The 19,561-nt window shown below is 62.7% G+C and carries 16 protein-coding genes and 2 tRNA genes; 3 read left to right on the top strand and 15 right to left on the bottom strand.

Annotated elements, in window-relative coordinates; all coding sequences use genetic code 11:
- The first annotated feature begins 83 nt into the window (after window positions 1-83).
- Together BLS91_RS21135 and BLS91_RS06195 are read left to right on the top strand one after the other, a co-directional pair.
- Window positions 84-641 carry an HNH endonuclease gene (locus tag BLS91_RS21135; protein WP_158253364.1) on the top strand — a complete coding sequence of 186 codons (558 nt, stop codon included), beginning with the start codon at window positions 84-86 and terminating at the stop codon, window positions 639-641.
- A 1,467-nt stretch (window positions 642-2,108) separates the two neighbouring features.
- Entirely contained in the window at window positions 2,109-3,461 is a 1,353-nt protein-coding gene (locus BLS91_RS06195) for a hypothetical protein (protein ID WP_092339837.1), read from the top strand.
- Between the two features lie 149 nt (window positions 3,462-3,610).
- Here BLS91_RS06195 and BLS91_RS06190 read toward each other — a convergent pair whose 3' ends face one another.
- From BLS91_RS06190 to BLS91_RS06170, 5 genes are all read right to left on the bottom strand, one after another.
- The gene (locus tag BLS91_RS06190) at window positions 3,611-4,801 is read right to left on the bottom strand and encodes a tyrosine-type recombinase/integrase (RefSeq protein WP_092339836.1); all 1,191 of its coding nucleotides are present in this window, start codon (window positions 4,799-4,801) and stop codon (window positions 3,611-3,613) included.
- Window positions 4,798-5,151 (bottom strand): helix-turn-helix transcriptional regulator, encoded by a 354-nt coding sequence (locus BLS91_RS06185; protein WP_233206253.1) that lies wholly within the window; start codon window positions 5,149-5,151, stop codon window positions 4,798-4,800. The genes BLS91_RS06190 and BLS91_RS06185 overlap by 4 nt, the downstream gene beginning before the upstream one ends.
- A gap of 54 nt (window positions 5,152-5,205) precedes the next feature.
- Window positions 5,206-5,279: transfer RNA gene (locus BLS91_RS06180), tRNA-Ile, on the bottom strand.
- 33 nt (window positions 5,280-5,312) lie between these two features.
- Window positions 5,313-6,593 carry a glycosyltransferase gene (locus tag BLS91_RS06175; RefSeq protein ID WP_092339835.1) on the bottom strand — a complete coding sequence of 427 codons (1,281 nt, stop codon included), beginning with the start codon at window positions 6,591-6,593 and terminating at the stop codon, window positions 5,313-5,315.
- Between the two features lie 155 nt (window positions 6,594-6,748).
- On the bottom strand, window positions 6,749-7,663 hold the full coding sequence (locus BLS91_RS06170; protein ID WP_092339834.1) for a DMT family transporter: 915 nt from the start codon (window positions 7,661-7,663) through the stop codon (window positions 6,749-6,751).
- Between the two features lie 40 nt (window positions 7,664-7,703).
- Here BLS91_RS06170 and def point away from each other — a divergent pair, with 40 nt between their 5' ends.
- Window positions 7,704-8,276: a peptide deformylase gene (gene def, locus BLS91_RS06165; RefSeq protein WP_092339833.1), complete on the top strand. Its 573-nt coding sequence runs from the start codon at window positions 7,704-7,706 to the stop codon at window positions 8,274-8,276.
- Here the strand turns inward: def and BLS91_RS06160 are convergent, their stop codons facing one another.
- From BLS91_RS06160 to dnaG, 10 genes are all read right to left on the bottom strand, one after another.
- Window positions 8,277-8,582, bottom strand: a complete 306-nt coding sequence (locus tag BLS91_RS06160; RefSeq protein WP_092339832.1) for an AzlD domain-containing protein — start codon at window positions 8,580-8,582, stop codon at window positions 8,277-8,279.
- The gene (locus BLS91_RS06155; protein ID WP_092339831.1) at window positions 8,579-9,322 is read right to left on the bottom strand and encodes an AzlC family ABC transporter permease; all 744 of its coding nucleotides are present in this window, start codon (window positions 9,320-9,322) and stop codon (window positions 8,579-8,581) included. Before BLS91_RS06155 ends, BLS91_RS06160 begins: the two co-directional genes overlap by 4 nt.
- A 21-nt stretch (window positions 9,323-9,343) precedes the next feature.
- On the bottom strand, window positions 9,344-10,219 hold the full coding sequence (locus tag BLS91_RS06150) for a sensor histidine kinase (protein WP_092339830.1): 876 nt from the start codon (window positions 10,217-10,219) through the stop codon (window positions 9,344-9,346).
- 122 nt (window positions 10,220-10,341) lie between these two features.
- Window positions 10,342-10,414, bottom strand: a tRNA-Asn gene (locus BLS91_RS06145).
- Between the two features lie 230 nt (window positions 10,415-10,644).
- Window positions 10,645-11,535 (bottom strand): ATP-binding cassette domain-containing protein, encoded by an 891-nt coding sequence (locus tag BLS91_RS06140; RefSeq protein WP_092339829.1) that lies wholly within the window; start codon window positions 11,533-11,535, stop codon window positions 10,645-10,647.
- A 5-nt stretch (window positions 11,536-11,540) separates the two neighbouring features.
- Window positions 11,541-13,244 (bottom strand): dipeptide ABC transporter ATP-binding protein, encoded by a 1,704-nt coding sequence (locus tag BLS91_RS06135; protein WP_092339828.1) that lies wholly within the window; start codon window positions 13,242-13,244, stop codon window positions 11,541-11,543.
- On the bottom strand, window positions 13,244-14,332 hold the full coding sequence (locus tag BLS91_RS06130) for an ABC transporter permease (RefSeq protein ID WP_092339827.1): 1,089 nt from the start codon (window positions 14,330-14,332) through the stop codon (window positions 13,244-13,246). The genes BLS91_RS06135 and BLS91_RS06130 overlap by 1 nt, the downstream gene beginning before the upstream one ends.
- Window positions 14,333-14,334: 2 nt before the next feature.
- Complete coding sequence (locus BLS91_RS06125; protein WP_092339826.1) at window positions 14,335-15,426, bottom strand: ABC transporter permease; 1,092 nt, start codon at window positions 15,424-15,426, stop codon at window positions 14,335-14,337.
- 100 nt (window positions 15,427-15,526) lie between these two features.
- Window positions 15,527-17,161 carry an ABC transporter substrate-binding protein gene (locus tag BLS91_RS06120; RefSeq protein WP_092339825.1) on the bottom strand — a complete coding sequence of 545 codons (1,635 nt, stop codon included), beginning with the start codon at window positions 17,159-17,161 and terminating at the stop codon, window positions 15,527-15,529.
- A gap of 217 nt (window positions 17,162-17,378) precedes the next feature.
- On the bottom strand, window positions 17,379-19,250 hold the full coding sequence (gene dnaG / locus BLS91_RS06115) for a DNA primase (protein ID WP_092339824.1): 1,872 nt from the start codon (window positions 19,248-19,250) through the stop codon (window positions 17,379-17,381).
- Between the last annotated feature and the right edge of the window lie 311 nt (window positions 19,251-19,561).

Raw genomic sequence — 19,561 nt, 5'->3', positions numbered from 1 at the left:
CTCGAACGCGGCATCAATGTCAACTACGACCTCGCCCGGCACTACCGCACCTGGCTAGACCAACAATCGGCCACAATTACCACTTGACATCAATAGGAGCATCAAAACGGCGGCATGAAACCCGGGACGGTTCAACACGACTCCCAAAATCCGTCCCACTGCGGCGCCTGGCCGCGCTGTATTTGCATGCCGAGTTCGGTGGCGTATGCGAGCTCTGCGACCGCGCCATCGACGCAACGTTGCCCACGGGGCATCCCGCACGAATTCAGATCGATCATATTGAGGCGACAACATACGGCGGTCCCGACGTCTGGGGAAACGTACGCGTTGTCCACGGAACCTGCAACTCGGAACTGGCGGACGGTAGATTTCCCCTGTCTACTGATTGGGCGCGACGGATCACCGATCTCGAGACCACGCGGTACCTCGGTGGAATCACAAGAGCCGATGTCATGGTCGCTAGGACGCGAGAGTACGATTCCGTTGCAGACGAGTTGAAAGCATCTCTGTCAAACTTCCGGGTGGCCAGCACCGACAAGCGACACCTCGTTCAGCTCGTGATGTTTGCTCGGCTCCGCGCAGACAGCTCGAGGATCATAGCCAATCGCCTCGGTGCGTCCGACGCCGATCTAGTCTCGTAAGCTCGGCGTCCCAGTTAGAAACACGTCCACTGGGTCTGCATGCCGCGTGGTCGTCCAGGTGAAGGAACGACGCTGATTTCGCTGAGATACGTCAGTCGCTGAGGCCATGCCGCTTCGATTCTTCACGAATCCACCCCAACGTTTCGTCGTCAAAATTGGGAGTGTACCGGTGCGGGCCGTCATTGACCCAGTGCGAATCCCTAGGCACAATCACCCCCAGGCCACGAAGCTCAATTGCGATGCTTGCCACAACTCCAAGGCTTGGAAAGCGCAGAATTTCCTGTCGCGATCCAGGCGACAGATCATCCCACCACGACGGTTTCATGACGGAGACACTACTTGAACCACGGCGGGTCAGACAAGGGATCGCAACGGTACATCTGCTCGACCGCCGCGGTTGGCGAAAGCGGTCCACCGCAGAGATCACGTAGGCTGCAAAGCCGTTTGGACATGTCAGATCCAGCATCACCGAAGAACGACTCGTACATACCGCCCGTTTTTGCGTTGCTACGACTTCGCCGCGCCCAACTGGCTTCCTTCCGTCAGCGCCCGGAGGGGCACAATGAACCCACAACACGTGGCTCAATTTTCAGCGTCGACGCTGGCTCCTCAATCGTCCCTGACAGTGCGCGCGCATGGTTCGCCTCCACCTGTCTGGAAGACCGCCCTCCTCTCGACGGGCCATCCTCTAGATAACGTCGTCCCGATTCAATTGTTGGAGATTGTCAAATAGGTACCGATGTGTCTGCTCGTCATCGGCAATAAAATCGTTCGTGTAGCGGCTGTCGGCCCAGGAAGTATTACCCGTAGCATGCACGTGAAGCTCACCACCCGTGATTGTGTACGTACGGTCCTCGCTGGAGTTCTTCGCGGTATAGCTCGTCCTCGTCGAGAAGCCCTCGTTTTGTTCAAGCAGTTGCACACGTACATCTTTCGTGAGCCGCATGGCACCCCTTTCTCTGCACTGGCCGTACCTGAAGTGATCGCAATCATACGGGCTCAGGCGTGCCAAGCGAAGATACAGGCACGCCGCCCGTGTGATTTTCTAGCTAAAAACTCGGCATTATTCAGTTAGCCTCCTGCGTTCGAAGGGACACGGTCGCGAGCTCGGCGGACCAGCACGGCCTATGCCTTCACACGACTCAAAGTTTTGCGACAGACTAAGCCACAGGTCTACACCGGAATCGCGCCGATGTGTCAACATTTGGGGGACAAATGCAGGTTTTATATGCTGTCGACTTTGAGATCGGTGGGCCCCTAGAGCCAAACGAAAGACACCAGGCGTTGAGTGAGCACATTGCCCGGTGGCTGAGCAACGGTTCTTCAGGTGAGGTCACGGCTGACGATCTAGCCAGATCAGGCTCTGCGCTCCTCCCTCCGCGCTCCGTCGGTGAGCGTCATTCCACCACGCGGAGTGCGTCTTGGGAGGTAGTCGAAGCCGGTGGGGCTCGAGCTTTGCGTGTGTCAGTGACACAACTCGTTGACGCTGACGTCGAACTGACCACAAGAGTCACTGTGGCAACCGTGATGCAGAAGACATGGTTCAGAGTCGGGCTGAGTCGGGAACAAACCGCTGGATATCTGAGTCCAGTACGGGATACGCCAATCTTCCAACCGGGAGTGCTGGGCATGGTCGTCAGGGATGACCGGCTGAACGTGTCCATCGGTGCCCAAAGAATCGATGACAGCTACCTGCCTATTCGAACAGCCAGCGATGCCGAACTATTAGTGCACAGCATGGGCAAATCGCAGAGATTGCCTATCGTGCTCGTTCACCTGAGAAGTCCGGAGTCGTGGGCCCTCGCCCGGCTGCTCTCTACGAGGTTGATAGGTTTAGCTCGCGTAATTACTCTCAACCATTCGACAAGCCGCCAGATCTTCGCCAGCCTTCCAATTGTAAATGTCCCTTTCGGTGGAGCACTGCTGGTTTGGTCCGACCTGAATGCACGGGGAGTTTCCTTCACGGGCGAGGAGATCGCCCTTAGGGGAATTGACAACGTTCGCGCTCGCCTCATGAGCCGACTGGCCGCCATATCGGCTCTTGCTCGGGGAATCGACGAGGGGTGGCGTTCCGCCCGCACAGCAACACAGCAGATGGCGCGCTCAGCCGCTGAGGAACGGGTTCTCCGTGCCATCGAATCAGACGATCATAGTGGCGAGGTAGAAGCTTTACGGTCACAAGTGTCGGGGCTAAAAGATGACTTGAATCTCTGGCAGTCCATCGCGGAAGAATCTGAGGAGAAGCGAGTTGAAGCAGAATCACTTGCTGAGAATGCAGAGGATGCAATCAGAAACGCCGACTATTGGCGCGAGCAATATGAGGCGGCTGTAACGAGGTCTGTGACGGAGGATGTCGTGGACGTTTGGGACCTAGTCCCCATACTCGTGGCCCGCAGCGATCCCCAGGCAACTTTTCGGGCCCTGGAAGACGCGGCACAGGATCGGATCGTGTTTACCGACTCAGCGCAGCGATCGTGGAAAAGCATCTCCTATCCTGACGCCGCGGACATGACCCTAAAACTTAAGATGCTGGCTCGTGGGGCGGTAGATCTGTATGGACCAGATAGTGGACCAATTGGCCACCTCGATGACTGGTTTGCCCAACGTGGACTCAAGGTGGCATCTTCCGATCAGACCATTTCTCGATCTCCAAAGCTACGGACCTTTGATTTTGAGGGCCGCGAATACAGCCAAGTTATGCACGTGAAAGTTCGAGACGGCGTCAAGCCAAACGAAGTGGGGCGAATCCACTTCGATCTCGATAAGGAGAATCAACGAATCGTCGTCAACCACGTGGCAGTCAAGCTGTACAGCAGCTGATAGCTGCTGTTATCAGCGCCTGCCAGCCATACTTGACATCGCCTACATCCAAACCTCTTAGTAGAAAAAGGAGATATTTCAGGTCGCCTAGGTGCTAGTGGAGGCGGGAGCAGCGACCCCACCTGGAAATACAGACAAAGTAGCGGATCTCAAATGGGTGGCGCCAACCGCTGCATCACCTCCGCCGGCCCCGACTTCACCGTGCGGTCAGGCTCCGCATAGTGCGCCTTCGTCGTCGACGTCGACGTATGCCCGAGCATGTCGGCCGCCGCCTGCATACCGAGCTCGTTGGCGAGCAACGTCGCGCCCGTTCGGCGGAAGGAGTGCGGTGTGATGTTCAGGCCCTCGAGCCCGGCATTGCGGAGTATCTCGCGGAACGTGCGCCTGACGTTATATGGCGCGAGCGGAGTGCCCACCCTCGAGTAAAAGATCAGGTGCTCCGCATCCTCCGGATCGAGCAGTGCCAAACGCTGGCGGATAACCTCGACCGCGAAGGGCGGCATGCCGATGACCCGGTTCGACTCGTGGGTCTTGGGATGCTCCTGACGGTGCACGCCGGCCCTGTTGTGCACGACGAGCGTGCCGCTGATGCTTACCCGCGGGGGGTCGGCATCCAGGTCGACGTCGCACTGCCGAATGGCGAGCACTTCTCCGATGCGCGTGGCGGTGCCGAGCATCACCTCGATGATGTCGCGCACCTGGCCGTCGGACCGCGGCCCCATCCTGCCGTCCTCTGTGCGCCATTCGCGGGCTGCCACGCGGATAGCGGCAATCTGGTCGCTCGTGAGCGCCTTCGGCGTGTGCGGAGGACTCTTCATGCGCGAGGTCTCCTTCATCGGATTTCGCGGAATGATCTCCCGCCGCGTTGCGAACGCCAGGATCATGCCGAGGATTGTTCGTGAATGCTTCGCTCGCGTATACGACTGCACTCGCTGCTGCCTCAGGAAGAGCTCGATGCGACCAACAGTCACCTCCCGAATCGCAAAGTTCTCAAAGTAGGGCAGGACAAGCACGCGCAACTCGCGTCGATAGGTGTCCTTCGTACCCTGGGCACGGTCGACATCGAGCATCACGTCCTCCATCCAAGCGGCCGCGAGCAGCAGAAATGGTGAGCTCGCGGTGAGTGAGTCGCCGCTGCCGCCGGCTCTCAGGCGGGCCGCGAGTTCTGCTTTGAGGGAAGCCTGCGCAGCGTTACGACTCGGTCCGGTCGCCATCACCCTCCGCGTTTGACCATCCCAGTCGCGGAAGCGAGTAATCGCTCGGAAGATCCCCTGACTGACCTGTTGAGTCGTGATGGCACCGAACGTGCTGACTGGCAGCCGCGGTCGTCCGGCCATCATTGTTTGGCCCCGTGGTCAACTACGGGAGTCTCTGGCTCGTGAAGCCCGTCAAGCCATTGCACCACGTCGGAAACGCGGAAGCGGATCTCCCGGCCCACTCGAATGCCCAAGGGACCACGTCCGTCGGTGCGCAGGTCGTAGATCGCCTGCGTCTGCAAGCCGAGGTACTCGGCGAGCTCGCTTGTCGTTAAAACCGGCTCGAGGCCGAGGCCGAAGTGTCGTTCGCTGTCCATAACCCATAGGTGCTCGAGGTCATTCCAGATGACTCGAACCGGGTCGTGCACCTTCTCTATGAGCGGCCAGAGATAGCGGATATTTATGAATAAAAGACCAATAAACGGATAGTGCATCAAGTCTTGCCCTTTCGGTACAGACAAGAAACCCTGACCAGGTCAAATTTACAGTAGGGCGGCCGGGACTTGAACCCGGGACCGACGGATTATGAGTCCGCTGCTCTAACCAGCTGAGCTACCGCCCCAAAAGGCACAACCAACGGTTGTACCAACACATATTACTCGGGCGACTGCGACGAGGCCCCATTGGGGACCAGATCGCTCACCGGCTCCCCACGATACAGGCATTCGAATGTGTTCAACGTTCGCTTGATGTCGTGCGCGGCAATGAGCTTGAGTGACTCTCGCTTGAGCTCCGCCAGGCGATCCGGCGGCGCGGTGAGAACCACGGTCAGCTTGTCGGCCAGATCCTGCGCGTCGCTCGGCTTGAATAGGTACCCGTTCGCCTCATCGTGCACGAGGTGCGGCAGCGCCATGGCATCCGCCGCGACAATGGGCAGTCCGGAGGCCATCGCCTCCATCGTGGCGATACTCTGCAGCTCGGCGACAGAGGGCATGGCAAACACCGTGGCGCGCGAATAGGCGGCGCGCAGCTCGTCATCCGTCACGTAACCGGTGAACGTGACACGCGAGCGGATGCCGAGGGTGTCGGCCAGGTGCTCCAGGTTGCGTTTCTGATCGCCCCCGCCGACGATTTCAATTTGAGCATCGAGATCGGCGGACAGCAGCGCTGCAGCCTGAAGTAGGACGTCGATCTGCTTCTCACCGGTGACGCGACCGACGAAGAGGATGCGGTTCTCGGTGCGCGGCTCAAAATTCGGTGCGTAGTTGTCGGCATCGATCCCGCAGGAGATGGCGTATACCCCGGTGAGGCCGGTGTATTTCTCAAGAAACTGGGCGGCGCGGCGGGTCGGAGTCGTGACCGCTGCGGCGCGCCCGAAGGTGCGGCGGGCTGCCCGCCACGCGGCCTTGATGACTCGATCCTGCAAACCGACCGGAACGAGGGAGAACTTCACCATGTTCTCCGGCATGAAGTGGTTGGTGCCGACCAAGCGGATGTTGCGCTTCGCCGCCTCGATGGACACACCACGCCCCACGTTGATATGCGACTGAAAGTGCACGACATCGGGGTGGAACGAATCGAGAATGCGCCGGCTTTCGCCGCGAATCAGCCAAGGCAGGGCGAATCGCAGCCAGTCGTGCGGGTACCAGCGCCAGCTGTGCAGGCGGTGCACCACCATGGCCTGGCCCTCGTGCATCTCAGTCCAGCTGCCGTGCTTGCGCGACGCGGCCGGCGCCATAATCTGCACTTCGTGGCCGCGGGCGACGAGGCCAGCAGCGAGCCGCTCGGCAAATCGTGCCGCACCGTTCACATCGGGTGCAAATGTGTCGGCCGCAATGAGCACGCGAATCCGAGGTTTCTCGGTCGGCGCATCCGTCGCGCTCTCGGGCGCATCGCCCGGAGTCGGGCTGCTCAGCAAGTCGGTCGAATCTGACAAGTGGAGTGGTCCCTACGTTGTTGGGCCGGGGATCATCGTCCGGCAGGATATCTCGGGTGCGCGCGGCAAGAAATGACGCTGCGCACTCGAACCCTATTCTAAACCGTGCCACCCGCGCGGCGCCCCGCACCGTGGCGGCCGAAATTCGCAGGAGGTCAGCGATCGAGTTGTGGGTGGTAGCGCGCGAGCAGGAAGACGCCCCAAATGGCGATCGCGCCGGCAACGACGAAGGCGATTGCGGCTGCGGGTGGGGCTTGGCTGGCTTCACCCAGCACAACGATTCCGATTCCCACCGCGACGAGCGGGTCGACGACGGTGAGCCCGGCAATGACCAGATCGGGCGGTCCGGACGCGTAGGCGTTTTGCACGAAGTAGGCCCCGAGCGCTGCGGCCAACAGCAGGCCGAGCACACAGGTGAGGGTCAGCCACTCGAAGTTGCCGTGCTGGGTGCGGTTGATCACGACCTTTGCGAGGGTGGCGACGAATCCGTACAGCACACCGGCGCCGAGAATGTAAAAGATCGCCTGGGACCGTCGGCGCAGAAACCCAAAGGCGAGCCCAAAGGCCAGCAGTACGGCCGCAAGCACGAAGAGGATGGTCACCAGGTTTTGGTCGGTGACCGGCTTGTCGACTGCGGTGAACGCGGCAACGGTGACGAACAGGCCGACCCCGCCCACGCACATCGAGATGGCGATAATGCTGGCCCGATTGAGTTTGACTTTGCTGACTCTCGCGTTCAGCACGGCGGTGATCACGAGGGCGACTGCCCCGAGCGGCTGCACGACGATGATGGGGGCGAAGGCGAGGCTGGTCAGTTGGAACACGATGGCCAGGCCGAGCATGAGCGAACCGAATACCCACGACGGCCGAGCCAGCAGCAGGGTCAGCTGGCGTACGTTGAGTCCGCCGGTGACCTCTTCGGTGCGCGCCTCGACTTTGGTGACGCCACGGTGCTGGAATTGAGCGCCGAGGGAGAGAAAAACCGCACCGACCAAGGCCAGCGGAATTCCGATGGCCTGACGTGGATCGATAGCGATTTCTGTCGCCAGATCGGTTAGGTCGGAGGTCACTTGATGACCCTATCGACAAGCTTGCCGATATTCTGGAGAAATGGCCGTGCGCGCGATAGTAATTTCAGGTGACCCCGTTCTCCACTCCCCCGCAGCTCCCGTCGTCGATTTCGACGATAGTTTGCGCGAATTGGTTCGAGACATGTTCGAGACGATGGATGCCGCGCCGGGGGTCGGTCTCGCCGCCACTCAGGTGGGGGTTGGGCTACGCATTTTCACCTACAGCTACCAGGACGACGACGAGGTATCGTGGCGCGGCGTTGCGATCAACCCCGAACTGTGGATCACGCCGGTGTCGGCCGAGCCCGTCGATGACGAAGATGTCGACGAAGACGAAGGCTGCCTGTCATTTCCGGGCGAGCGTTTTCCCCTGAAGCGATCCCAGTCCGCCATTCTGCGGGCCGTTGATGCCGAGCAGCAACCCTTCGAGATTCGAGCTGATGGCTGGCTCGCCCGCATCTTCCAGCACGAATACGACCACCTCGACGGCACGCTCTATGTGGATCGCCTGGAGCACGTCTACGCGAAAATGGCGGCCAAGGTCGAACGCAAGAAGAGTTGGGGCGTGCCCGGCCTGAGCTGGACCCCCGGCATCGAAGACCTCGAGGGCTAGCTAGATCAGCGCGCGCAGCCCCGCGGCGACCAGCGCCGCCACGATCACGACCACGATGAACGGCGTTTTGATCGCGAACAGCCCGGCCGCCACGATCACGGCGGGAATGCGAGCGTCCACGGTGAGTGCCTGCCCGCTGCCGAGCGTCTGCACGGCAATCAGCGCCGCCAGCAGCGCCACCGTCAGCAGGTCGGCGATGCGCGACGGCGTGGGCTTCTGCAACAGGGCCGGCGGCACGAGATAGCCGGCCAGCTTGAGCGCGAGCACGGCGATGGAAGCCGCAATAATGATCTGCCACAGGGTCATGAGCGCAACTTCGTTCGAGCGGATGCCCAGCCGGGCACGGTCGGCCCGCCCAGCCAGTTGAACAGTCCGACCACGACCGCCACGAGGGCGGCGACCAGCACGGGCAGACCCGGCATGAGCACGGGGGTGAGCGTGGCGGCGACGACCGCAGCCGCGACGGCCACCGCGACCGCCTGCATCCGCTTGAGGCGGGGCCAGAGCAGGCCGACGAACGCGGCCGCTGCTGCAGCGTCGAGCCCGTATGCCCGGGTATCGCCGAGGGCATCGCCGATCAGTGCGCCGATCAGGGTGGTCGCGTTCCAGCCTATGAAGACCGCCACGCCGGTGACCCAGAAGCCGACCCGGCGGCTGTGCGGTGTCGGCTGGGCGAGAGCGACCGCGGTTGATTCGTCAATCGTGATCCACCCGGCGGCCAGGCGTTTCCAGAGGCCGGCGCCGACGATCGGTGCGGTACGCATGCCGTAGATGCCATTGCGCACACCGAGCAGCGCTGCGCTCGCGATGGCTGCCGGGCCTGCGGCGACCCCACCGGCAGCGAGCACGCCGATGAGGGCGAATTGCGAGCCCCCGGAGAACATGACGATGCTAATGAAACTGGTCTGCCAGATGTCGAGCCCCGCGGCGACCGAAAGTGCACCGAACGACACCCCATAGGCAGCGGTCGCGAGCCCCACGGCCAGACCTTCACGAACGGCCAGGCGTTGCTGGCGTGTCTCGTCGTCGGGGTGGGTCGCAGGCACGGTGAGGAGGGGTGCCCGGGGTCACCGGGTGAGGTCGACGCCGTGCACGCCGTTGTGAAAGCGCAGTGACGGGAACACAGCCGAAACCGAGAAACCCAGACCGGGCACCGTTCCGGCGTTGAACACGCCGCCGAACAGCTGGGCGCGCTCCCGCATCTGCGTGATGCCGGGGCCGGCAATGCTCTCGCTGAGGGCTTTGAGGTCGTCCTCGATCGTGTACGGGGTGCGTGCGGCTTGCTCGCCGGAATCCTTGCCGTCCCGACGGGCTGCAGCACGGATGCCGTCGTCGTCGACGAGCAGCTGCAGCCCGTCGCGGGTCCAGGTGAACGACACGCGAGCTTCGGTACCGACGCCGCCGTGCTTGAGCGCGTTGGAGAGGGCACTCTGCAGAATGCGGAAGATGGCGAGCTCGGCGCCCGCCTTGAGTGCGAAGCGTTCGCCCGATTCGATGAAACTCACCACGAGCCCGGCGTCGCGCATCACCCGAAACAGGTCACGGGTCGACTGCGGGCCGGGCTGGAGCGCGCCGACGGTCTCGCCCTCGCGCACGATGGTCAGCACGCGGCGCATGTCGGCGAGAGCCACCCGGCCGTCATCGACGAGCGCCGTGGCAGCGCGCACAGCCGTCGACGGGTCGCTCTCGGCGGTGTAGCGGGCACCCTCGGCGCGGGTGATAAGGCGGGCGATGGTGAGCACGGCGCCATCCTGCAGCTCGCGGATGATGGCCAAGCGTCCCTGCTGCTCGGCGAGCGAGAGCTCCAGTTCGATGCGCACGCGTTCGGCGGCATTGCGGTCGAACAGTACCCGGCGTGAGCGAATTAGCGAGATGGCCCACAGCACGAGCAGCGCCCCGGAGAGTACGCCGAGTGCTGGTACCAGAAGTTGCGAGAAATCCACTGCTGACCGCCGTCTCGTGTGCCAAGCCCGGCGCACTGTCGAAATTGGAAGAACCTTTTTTGTCGGCACAAAACGAACCGACAAAAAAGGCCACCCGGGGTGGAGCCCTGAGTGGCCTTTCGCTCCCCGACTTGGACTCGAACCAAGAACCTGCGCATTAACAGTGCGCTGCTCTGCCAATTGAGCTATCGAGGAATGCTTGAACAGCGTTGCTACTTTACCAAGGTTTCTTGCCTGTCCCAAACCACGTCGACTGCCGATCGGCTCTGACGTGCCCGATTTGCCAGTTCAAAGGCCCTGCATCCCCCGAAAGGTGGGCCGCTTGCAACTAATGAGCAGTCTGACGCGCCAAAAGCCGGTCGGGCGTGTCGGGCCGGCCGCGACCGATCGCGCATCAAGCGGATGCGATCGGTCGCAACCGGCGATCAGCTCGCGGCTGCGGCATCCGTTTCATCGTCGCTGGCGGTGGCTGCGGCAGTGTCGGTTGCAGCGCTTGCGGGATGCTGCAGGGCGGCGGCTAGTCCGCGCACGTAGGGATGCCACGGGTCTCGAAAGACGTCGTCGATGGTGCCGAGGCCGACGAGCACGCCCTGATGCATGACACCGATGCGGTTGGCCACCCGCTGCAGCACGGCCAGGTCGTGACTGATGACGAGAGCCGAGAACGACCGTTCCTGCTGTAATTCGCTGATCAGGTCGATAACCGCGTCGCGCACCAGTACGTCAACGCCTGCTGTGGGCTCATCAGCGATCAACAGCGCCGGACCGAACACGAGCGCACGGGCCAGCGCCACACGCTGTCGCTGGCCGCTGGAGAGCTCGTAAGGGTATTGTCCTAGAACCGTCAGGGGCAGGCGCACCGCGTCGATCATGGTGGCCACCTGGGCGCCGAGGGCGCGACGGTTGTAGCGTCGATCGCGTTCCAGCACGGGCTCAGCGACGATCTCGGCCACCGTCATGGTCGACGGCAGGGTATCGGCAGCGTCCTGGGCCAGCAGCCCGACCCCGAACGTGAGCCGGGCCAGCTTGCGCTTGCTGATGCGGCGCAGGCCGAACCCCAGCACGGTCGCGTCTCCCCCGGTGATCTGCGGACGGATGCCGGTCACGTCGCTCACAAAAGCGTCACCGGAGAGCACCCGGGCCACGGTGCTCTTGCCGGAACCGCTCTCGCCGAGCAGCCCCACCACCTCACCGGGCTCGATGCGCAGGGTGAACCCGTGCACCGCGACAAACGCCGGGCTGGCACCGTGGGGTGGGTATTCGATGGTCAGATCGCTGGTCTGGATTGGGGGAACGGATACCGCGCCATGCCTCATACGGACTATCCCGCCGCCCGCAGAATGCGGAGTTCGTTCCGGCGCAGCGCCTGGGCAGCCGGATCCGGAACCGGCAGCGAGGCGAGGAGACGCTGGGTGTAGGCATCCTTCGGGGCACCGAGCACCTCAGCACCGGTACCTTCCTCGACCAGTTTCCCCTTATACAGCACGGCAATGCGGTCGGCGAGAATGTCGACGACCGCGAGGTCGTGGCTAATGAACAGGGCTGCGAAGCCGAACTCCCTCTGGAGTTCGGCGAAGAGCTCGAGCACCTTGGCCTGCACCGACACGTCGAGCGCGCTGGTGGGCTCGTCGGCGATCAGCAGACTCGGTTCCAGCGCGAGGCCGCGGGCGAGGCTGGCACGCTGGCGCTGACCACCGCTGAGCTCGTGCGGGTATCGGTCGCCGTAGGCGCGCGGCAGCTGCACCGCCTCGAGCAGTTCGTTGACCCGCTTACGGGCGGCCCCGGCGTTGGCGGCGCGCCCGTGCACGACGAGCGGTTCGGCGACGCACTCGGCGATCGTGAGAAGCGGGTTGAAGCTTGACGCCGGGTCTTGAAAGACGAAGCCGATGTCGCTGCGCACCTTCTTGAAGGCGCGTTCCTTGAATCCGTTCATCTCGTGCCCGAGCACACTCAGGGAACCATCAGTCACCCGGGTGAGTCCGGCCATGGCACGGCCAATCGTGGTCTTGCCCGATCCGCTCTCGCCGACCAGACCGAGCACTTCGCCAGAGCGGATGACGAAACTCACGCCGTCGACGGCGGTGAAACCGGGTTTCCCCAACCGGCCCGGGTACTGGATCTTCAGGTTGTCGGCCACGACGACCGGGGGTTCGGCTGCCCAGCCGGGTTCGCGGGACAGAGCGCGCTGGGTCGCGCGAATGGTGCCCTGGCCGACGTGGGGCACCGAGCCGAGCAGTCGCTTGGTGTAGTCGTGTCGCGGTGTTGAGAAGAGTTCGTGCACAGGCGCTTCCTCCACGATCTTGCCCTCGTACATGACGACGACGCGGTCGGCGAGGTCAGCGACGACGCCCATGTTGTGCGTGATGAGCACGATGGCGGTGCCGAATTCATCGCGGCAACGGCGCAGCAGGTCGAGGATCTCGGCCTGCACCGTCACATCCAACGCGGTGGTCGGTTCGTCGGCCACGATCAGCCCAGGGTCGAGCACGAGTGCCATGGCGATAACCACGCGCTGCTTCTGGCCGCCGGAGAACTGGTGCGGGTAGTAGTCGACACGGCTCTGCGGGTCGGGGATGCCGACGCGGCCGAGAATCTCAATGGCCTTCGCGCGGGCTTCCTTGCGGCTGAACTCACCGTGGGCGCGAATACCCTCGGCGATCTGCCAACCGACGGTGAACACGGGGTTCAGGGCCGTAGACGGCTCCTGGAACACCATGGAAACATCCGTTCCCCGCAGTTGGCGCAACTTTTGCTTGCTCACCGCGAGAACGTCGTTGGAATCAGAACCGTCCTTGCTGCTGAGGATGACGGTACCGTGCGCGGTTGCCGTTTCTGGCAGCAACCCGAGGATGGTCTTGGCCGTGACGCTCTTGCCGCTGCCGCTCTCCCCCACGATGGCGAGAATCTCGCCCGGAGCAACCCGCAGGGTCACCCCGTCGACTGCTTTGACGGCACCACCGTCGGTGGCAAACGTGACATTGAGGTTGTCGATGCGAACGACGTCGGGAAGGGACTGAGCGCTCATTATTTGGCCTCAAATGGGTCGTCGTTCGGGTGCGGGTTGTCGGCTGGAGCGTCGGGTTCGAGCCCCTCGATTCCTCCGGGGCCGGCGGACAGGGTTCCACCGGCAACAACGCTCGTTGCGGCGACGACTCCGGCGGTTTTGCCAGGAGCACGTCGACTGCGCAGGCGCGGGTCGGCGAGGTCGTTGAGGCTTTCACCAACGAGGGTGATGCCGAGAACCACGAGAACAATTGCCAGACCTGGGAACAGGCTCGTCCACCAGATGCCGCTGGTCACGTCGGACAGTGACTTGTTCAGGTCATAGCCCCACTCGGCGGCCGACGACGGTTCGATGCCGAAGCCGATGAAGCCGAGTCCCGCGAGGGTCAGGAGTGCCTCAGAGGCATTGAGCGTGAAGATCAGCGGCAGGGTGCGGGTGGCATTACGCAGTACGTGACGAAACATGATACGCCCGTTGCTGGCACCGAGAACGCGGGCCGACTCCACGTAGGCTTCCGCCTTGATGCGCACGGTCTCAGCACGAATCACCCGGAAGTACTGCGGGATGAAGACCACGGTGATCGAGATCGCGGCGGCGAAAATTCCGCCCCACAGACCGGATCGGCCACCGGAGATGACAATGCCCATGACGATCGCGAGCAGCAGGGCCGGAAAGGCATAGACGGCGTCGCAGATGACCACGAGTACCCGGTCGAGCCAGCCGCCGAAGTAACCGGAGACGAGACCCAGGGCCACGCCGGCGAAAATCGACAGCACAACAGCGATGACCATCACGGTGATCGCGGTCTGCGACCCCCAGATGACACGGGAGAGCACGTCGTAACCACCGACGGTGGTGCCCAGAAAGTGAGCGCCGCCCGGTGACTGCTGGGCGCCGAACGTTCCGTTCGCATCGCGGAGCTGGCTAAAGCCGTAAGGCGCCAGGAGCGGGGCGAAGATCGCGGTCAGGATGAAGATTCCAGTGATCACGAGGCCGACGACGAGCATGCCTCGTTGCAGCCCAACGCTCTGCCGGAGCTGGTGTATGACGGGCAGTCGTGTCCACAGTGGCGCTTTGGGGGCGTGGGTGGTTTCAGTGAGCGTTGTCATGGTCAGTACCTCACTCGCGGGTCGATGAGCGCGGCGATGATGTCCACGATGAAGTTGGACAGGGCCACGATCACGGCGAGAAGGGCAACAATTCCCTGCACCGCTACGAAGTCACGGGCCTTGATGAATTCGATGAGCATGAAACCCAGGCCCTTCCATTCGAAGGTGGTTTCGGTCAGCACGGCTCCGCCCAACAACAGCGCCACCTGCAATCCGATGACGGTGATGATCGGAATCAGCGCGGGCCGATAGGCGTGCTTGCTGACCAGACGGAATTCATTCACTCCCCGGGAGCGAGCGGCATTGACGTAGTCCGTGCCGAGGGTTCCGATGACGTTGGTGCGCACGAGTCGCAGGAACACTCCGGCCGTCAGGAGTCCGAGCGCTAACGCGGGAAGCACGGCGTGCAGCAGAACGTCACCCAGTACGGCGGGATCGCCCGTCTTGATTGCGTCGATTAGATAGATACCGGTCTTGTCCGGAAGAAACTGCATCTGCAATTCGGAACCGACGGTGGCTCGGCCGGCAACGGGTAAGGCCTTGAGCCAAACCGCGAAGACGAGCTTGAGAAGTAACCCGGCGAAAAATACCGGGGTGGCGTAGCAGAGGATGGCGAACACGCGGAGAAAGGCATCCGGTGCTTTGTCGCGCCAGTACGCAGCGACCATACCGAGTGGGATTCCGACGATGAAGGCTACGATGAGTGCGTAGAACACGAGCTCGGCCGTCGCGGATCCGTAGGTGAGCAGGACTTCAGACACGGGACGATTCGTGCTGATGGTCGTGCCGAAGTTGCCGGTGAAGACCTGGCCGAGGTATTCGAAGTATTGAATAATAATCGGTCGGTCGTAGCCGGCTTCGTGAATGAGTACGGCAAGCTGATCCGGGCCGAGCTTGCCGCCGAGAGCGGCGGTGATCGGGTCTCCGGTCGTACGCATGAGCCAGAACACCATCGACACCAGGATGAAAATGGTGGGGAAGATGAGCAGGAAGCGTATGAGAAGGTAACGGCCTATTCCACCGCCCGGGCTGGATTTCTTCTTGGGAACACGCCCGGCCGCCGGTACGGGCGGCTTCATCGCCACAGTGGTCATTACTACCTCACAATTGCAAAAAGAATCGGGGGCATCCAGCGATCGTGTCGCTGAACACCCCCGGTGATCAAACTAGAGAAAACTCTAGTCGCTGTACGGTCTAGCCCTTAGCCAGCGCGCCGTAACGGAACTTGAAGGAGGCATCAAGTGTGTCCCCGGTTCCGGTGATGTCTGTTCCGGTGACGGCAACCTGGGCGCCCTGGAGAAGCGGCACGGTCGAGAGCTGCGCCGCAACCTTGTCCTGGATCTCCTCGATGAGCGCGGTACGCTCTGCGGCGTCGGTGGTGACGGCCTGCTTCTGGATCAGGGCAGTAACGTCGGCGTCGTCGTAGTGGTTCTTGAGGAAGTTGCCCTCGGCGAAGAACGGGGCCAGGTAGTTGTCAGCGTCGGAGTAGTCCGGGAACCAGCCGAGCTGGTAAGCGGGGTACACGTCTGCTACGCGGTCCTTGGAGTACTGCACCCACTCGGTCGACTGCAGGCTAACCGTGAACAGGCCGGAGGCATCCAGCTGGTCTTTGATCAGCGCATATTCGTCGCTCGAACCGGGGCCGTAGTGGTCGGCGTTGTACTGAAGGTTGAGTGCGATCGGCGTGGTCACGCCGGCTGCGGCGAGGTCAGCCTTGGCCTTTTCGACGTCCGGCCCGCCCTTGCCGTCTCCGTAGAGACCCTTGAGCGATTCGGTGGCACCGGTCATTCCGGCGGGAACGTAGGAGTACAGCGGGGTGTAGGTGCCCTTGTAGACCTGATCGGCGAGCTCGGCGCGATCAACAACGTCGGCGACTGCGGCACGAACGGCGAGGGCCTTGGCCGGGTCGGCGTCAGCGGTCGTCGTGCCGAAAGGCTGCGTATTGAAGTTGAAGGTGATGTAGCGGATTTCTCCACCGGGGCCGTCAACGACCTTGACAGCGTCGTTGCCGCGCAGGTCGTCAATGTCGGTCGCGGAGAGGCTGCGCCATGCGACGTCGATGTTGCCTTCCTGCACGTCGAGCTTCAGATTCGAAGCGTCGGTGTAGTACTTGACGTTGATGACATCCGTCTTGGCAGCGCCAAGCAGACCTTCGTAGCCCTCGTACGCCTTGTAGGAGAGGAGGTTGTTGAAGTCGTAGCTCGTCAGCACGTACTGGCCAGCAAAGGCCTCAGCGGCAACGATGTCATCGTCGGAGGTGACCTCCGTTGCGGAGAAGGAGTCTTCATCCACGATCACGCCAGCGGGGCTGGACAGAATTTGCGGGAAGATCTGGTCGTTCCCGGCTTTGAGCGTGAAGACGACGGTCGTGTCATCCACAGCAGCAGTGCTGTCGAGGTTGTAGAGCAGCGACGACGGGCCGGTATCGGCCGCGATCGCCAGCTGGCGGTCGAAGCTGAACTTGACGTCAGAGGCGGTGAGTGCGTTGCCATTGGCCCATTTGAGGTCGGGCTTGAGGGTGACGGTGTATTCCGTGGGCGCTGTGAACTCGGCGCTGACGGCGATGTCGGGTTCGACATCCGCTGTTCCGAATTTGCTGCTCATGAGGAATGGGAAGACCTGGGTCTGCACCGAAAAAGAGCCGTTGTCATAGGAGCCGGCCGGGTCGAGCGTGGTTACCTTGTCGGTCGTGCCGATCGTGATCGGGCCGCCGGTGGCCGCCGGTGTGGTGTTACCGCCGGAAGCGCACCCGGAAAGAACCAGTGCGGCGACCGCGAGTCCGGTTGTGGCAACGAGAGCACGCTTGCCGTTAGTGAATGCGGATGTCATATCCGTCGTCCTCTTCCTGTAGAAGTCTCATGAACCGGAACGCCCAAAAAATGGGCATAACTTTTCATTGCTGTTAGGTAAGAATTAGCACAGAATTCGCAGGTAGCCACGCTCAGCCGCAGCTTCTTTACATATCTGCAACAAAGTCGGGCTCATATGTTGCAGTCTGAAATTCAGTGCTCAGATGTTGCTTCGAGTGTGCGCGCCAGCGGGTGTGCTATTCGTCGCGAAGGGCTCGGCGCTCGGCTTCGACCCGCACGAGTTCACGCTGGAGGGTGCGGTACATCTCGGTGTCGTCGGCATCCGCTCGCTGCAGGCGACCGAGTAATTCGGCTTTGAGCCTCAGTAGGTCCTTGTCGATGAGCACGATCGTGATGTCGCGCACGTAGCGGGCGACGTCTTTCTCAGTGCGCTCGGGCAGGTTCGCCATGGCGAGTTCCTGCACGAGGTTCTTGAAACCGTCCGGCACCTCGGCGACGACCCGCTCGAGCCAGTCCGCCGCCTCGAAGTGCGACAGACTCGCGGCAATCGCATCGCGAACGACCGCGAGGGAGGTATTAGCGAAGGAGGTCTGCACCGCACTGTCGAGAATGTCCCGGCCGATCAGCGTGGGTCGCTGCAGCATGGCCATGAGGCCGTCGCGTTCGAGCCTCGTGACCGGATCGGTGGGCAGTTCGACCAGCGAGAACGGACGTTCCGGCACGACTTCGATCACGCCGCCGTGCCGGGGCGCGTTCGGCCCGCCGCTCGCCGATGCGCGTGCGCCGGACTGGGCATTCGTCACCGCTTTGGCGACGTCGCCCATGTCGACGCCAAGCATGCGGGAGAGTTCCCGGGTGTAGCCGGGTCGCAGCACCGGGTCGCGAATCTCGCCGACGACGGGGGCGGCGGCGCGCAGGGCGGCCGTTCGGCCCTCGACGGTGTCGAGGTTGTACTGGGAGAGAATCTGTCGAATCATGAACTCGAACATGGGCTTCTTCGAGTCGACCAGGCGACGCACGGCGTCATCACCGCGCTGCAGGCGCAGGTCGCAGGGGTCGAGGCCTTCCGGCCCCACGGCCACGTAGGTCTGGGCGGAGAAGCGCTGTTCCTCGCTGAAGGCGCGCATGGCGGCTTTTTGACCGGCGGCATCTGGGTCGAAGGTGAAGACGACCTCGCCGACGCCCGAGTCGTCACCGAGCACGCGGCGCAGCACCTTGATGTGGTCAACGCCGAACGACGTACCGCAGGTTGCGACGGCCGTGGTGATGCCGGCCAGGTGGCAGGCCATGACGTCGGTGTAGCCCTCGACCACGACGACCTGGTGGCTGCGGGAAATGTCACGCTTGGCGAGGTCGAGTCCGTAGAGCACCTGGGCCTTGTGGTACACCGGCGACTCCGGGGTGTTGAGGTATTTCGGGCCTTTATCGTCGTCGAGCAGTTTGCGGGCGCCGAAGCCGATGGTCTGCCCGGTGATGTCGCGAATGGGCCAGACCAGGCGGCCCCGAAAGCGGTCGTAGATGCCGCTGGATCCCTCGCGGCTCGAGACCAGGCCGGCGAGGGTGAGCTCGTCGGTGGTGAAACCTCGACCGCGCAGGTGGTTGGTCAGTTCGTCCCAGCTCTTCGGAGCGAAGCCGACTCCGAACCGGGTCGCCGCTGCGGCGTCGAAGCCGCGCTGGCCGAGGAAGGCCCGGCCGACCTCGGCACCGGCGCGGCCGAGCTGTTCGATGAAGAAATCGGATGCCGCCTGGTTGGCAGCGAGCAGGCGGGCACGGTTGCCGTGGTCGGGGGCGGCGCCGGAGCCGTCTTCGTAGTGCAGGTCGAGGCCGACCCGGCCGGCCAGGCGTTCGACGGCTTCGCTGAAGCTGACATGGTCCATCTTCTGCAGAAAGGAATAGACGTCGCCGCTCTCGCCGCAGCCGAAGCAGTGGTAGAAACCGACCTGCGGGCGCACGTGAAAGCTGGGGCTGCGTTCGTCGTGGAAGGGGCAGAGACCCTTCATCGAGCCGACACCGGCAGACTTCAGGGTGACGTAGTCACCGATGATGTCGGCGATATTGGTGCGGGCCTTGACCTCTTCGATGTCACTTTGTCGAATCAGTCCAGCCATATCTGAATTCTATCTTCTCGGTCTGACAGGCTTCGTTCACCAGTGGGTCTTGTATGTGGCTGTTCCTGAGATGGGCGGCAGGGACGGGACATCCGCTCCGCGCTCAGACATTGAGTATTTGCGGGGACCACCGCGAGGAGCGTGCGGCGACCCCCGCAAACGCTCAAAACTCGCCACCCCGCGGAAATCCCGTCTCCGCCACAGTCCAGAACGAGTTTGGCGCCGGGCCCATGTTGTGACCCTGGGCCCAGTTTATAAACTGGGCCCAAGGACGGGGCCCGGGCCCCGTCCACAGTAAAGGCGGAGCGGGG

The sequence above is a fragment of the Cryobacterium flavum genome (assembly GCF_900103805.1).
Taxonomy (GTDB): domain Bacteria; phylum Actinomycetota; class Actinomycetes; order Actinomycetales; family Microbacteriaceae; genus Cryobacterium; species Cryobacterium flavum.
This window is presented reverse-complemented; position numbering and strand designations above follow the sequence as displayed.

Bases quoted from the DNA above. Each gene is read 5' to 3' on its own strand.
- BLS91_RS06125 (WP_092339826.1), bottom strand. From the start codon at position 15,426: ATGACCACTGTGGCGATGAAGCCGCCCGTACCGGCGGCCGGGCGTGTT.
- BLS91_RS06140 (WP_092339829.1), bottom strand. From the start codon at position 11,535: ATGAGGCATGGCGCGGTATCCGTTCCCCCAATCCAGACCAGCGATCTG.
- BLS91_RS06160 (WP_092339832.1), bottom strand. From the start codon at position 8,582: ATGACCCTGTGGCAGATCATTATTGCGGCTTCCATCGCCGTGCTCGCG.
- dnaG (WP_092339824.1), bottom strand. From the start codon at position 19,250: ATGGCTGGACTGATTCGACAAAGTGACATCGAAGAGGTCAAGGCCCGC.
- def (WP_092339833.1), top strand. From the start codon at position 7,704: ATGGCCGTGCGCGCGATAGTAATTTCAGGTGACCCCGTTCTCCACTCC.
- BLS91_RS06185 (WP_233206253.1), bottom strand. From the start codon at position 5,151: ATGCACTATCCGTTTATTGGTCTTTTATTCATAAATATCCGCTATCTC.
- BLS91_RS06120 (WP_092339825.1), bottom strand. From the start codon at position 17,161: ATGACATCCGCATTCACTAACGGCAAGCGTGCTCTCGTTGCCACAACC.
- BLS91_RS06130 (WP_092339827.1), bottom strand. From the start codon at position 14,332: ATGACAACGCTCACTGAAACCACCCACGCCCCCAAAGCGCCACTGTGG.
- BLS91_RS06190 (WP_092339836.1), bottom strand. From the start codon at position 4,801: ATGATGGCCGGACGACCGCGGCTGCCAGTCAGCACGTTCGGTGCCATC.
- BLS91_RS06135 (WP_092339828.1), bottom strand. From the start codon at position 13,244: ATGAGCGCTCAGTCCCTTCCCGACGTCGTTCGCATCGACAACCTCAAT.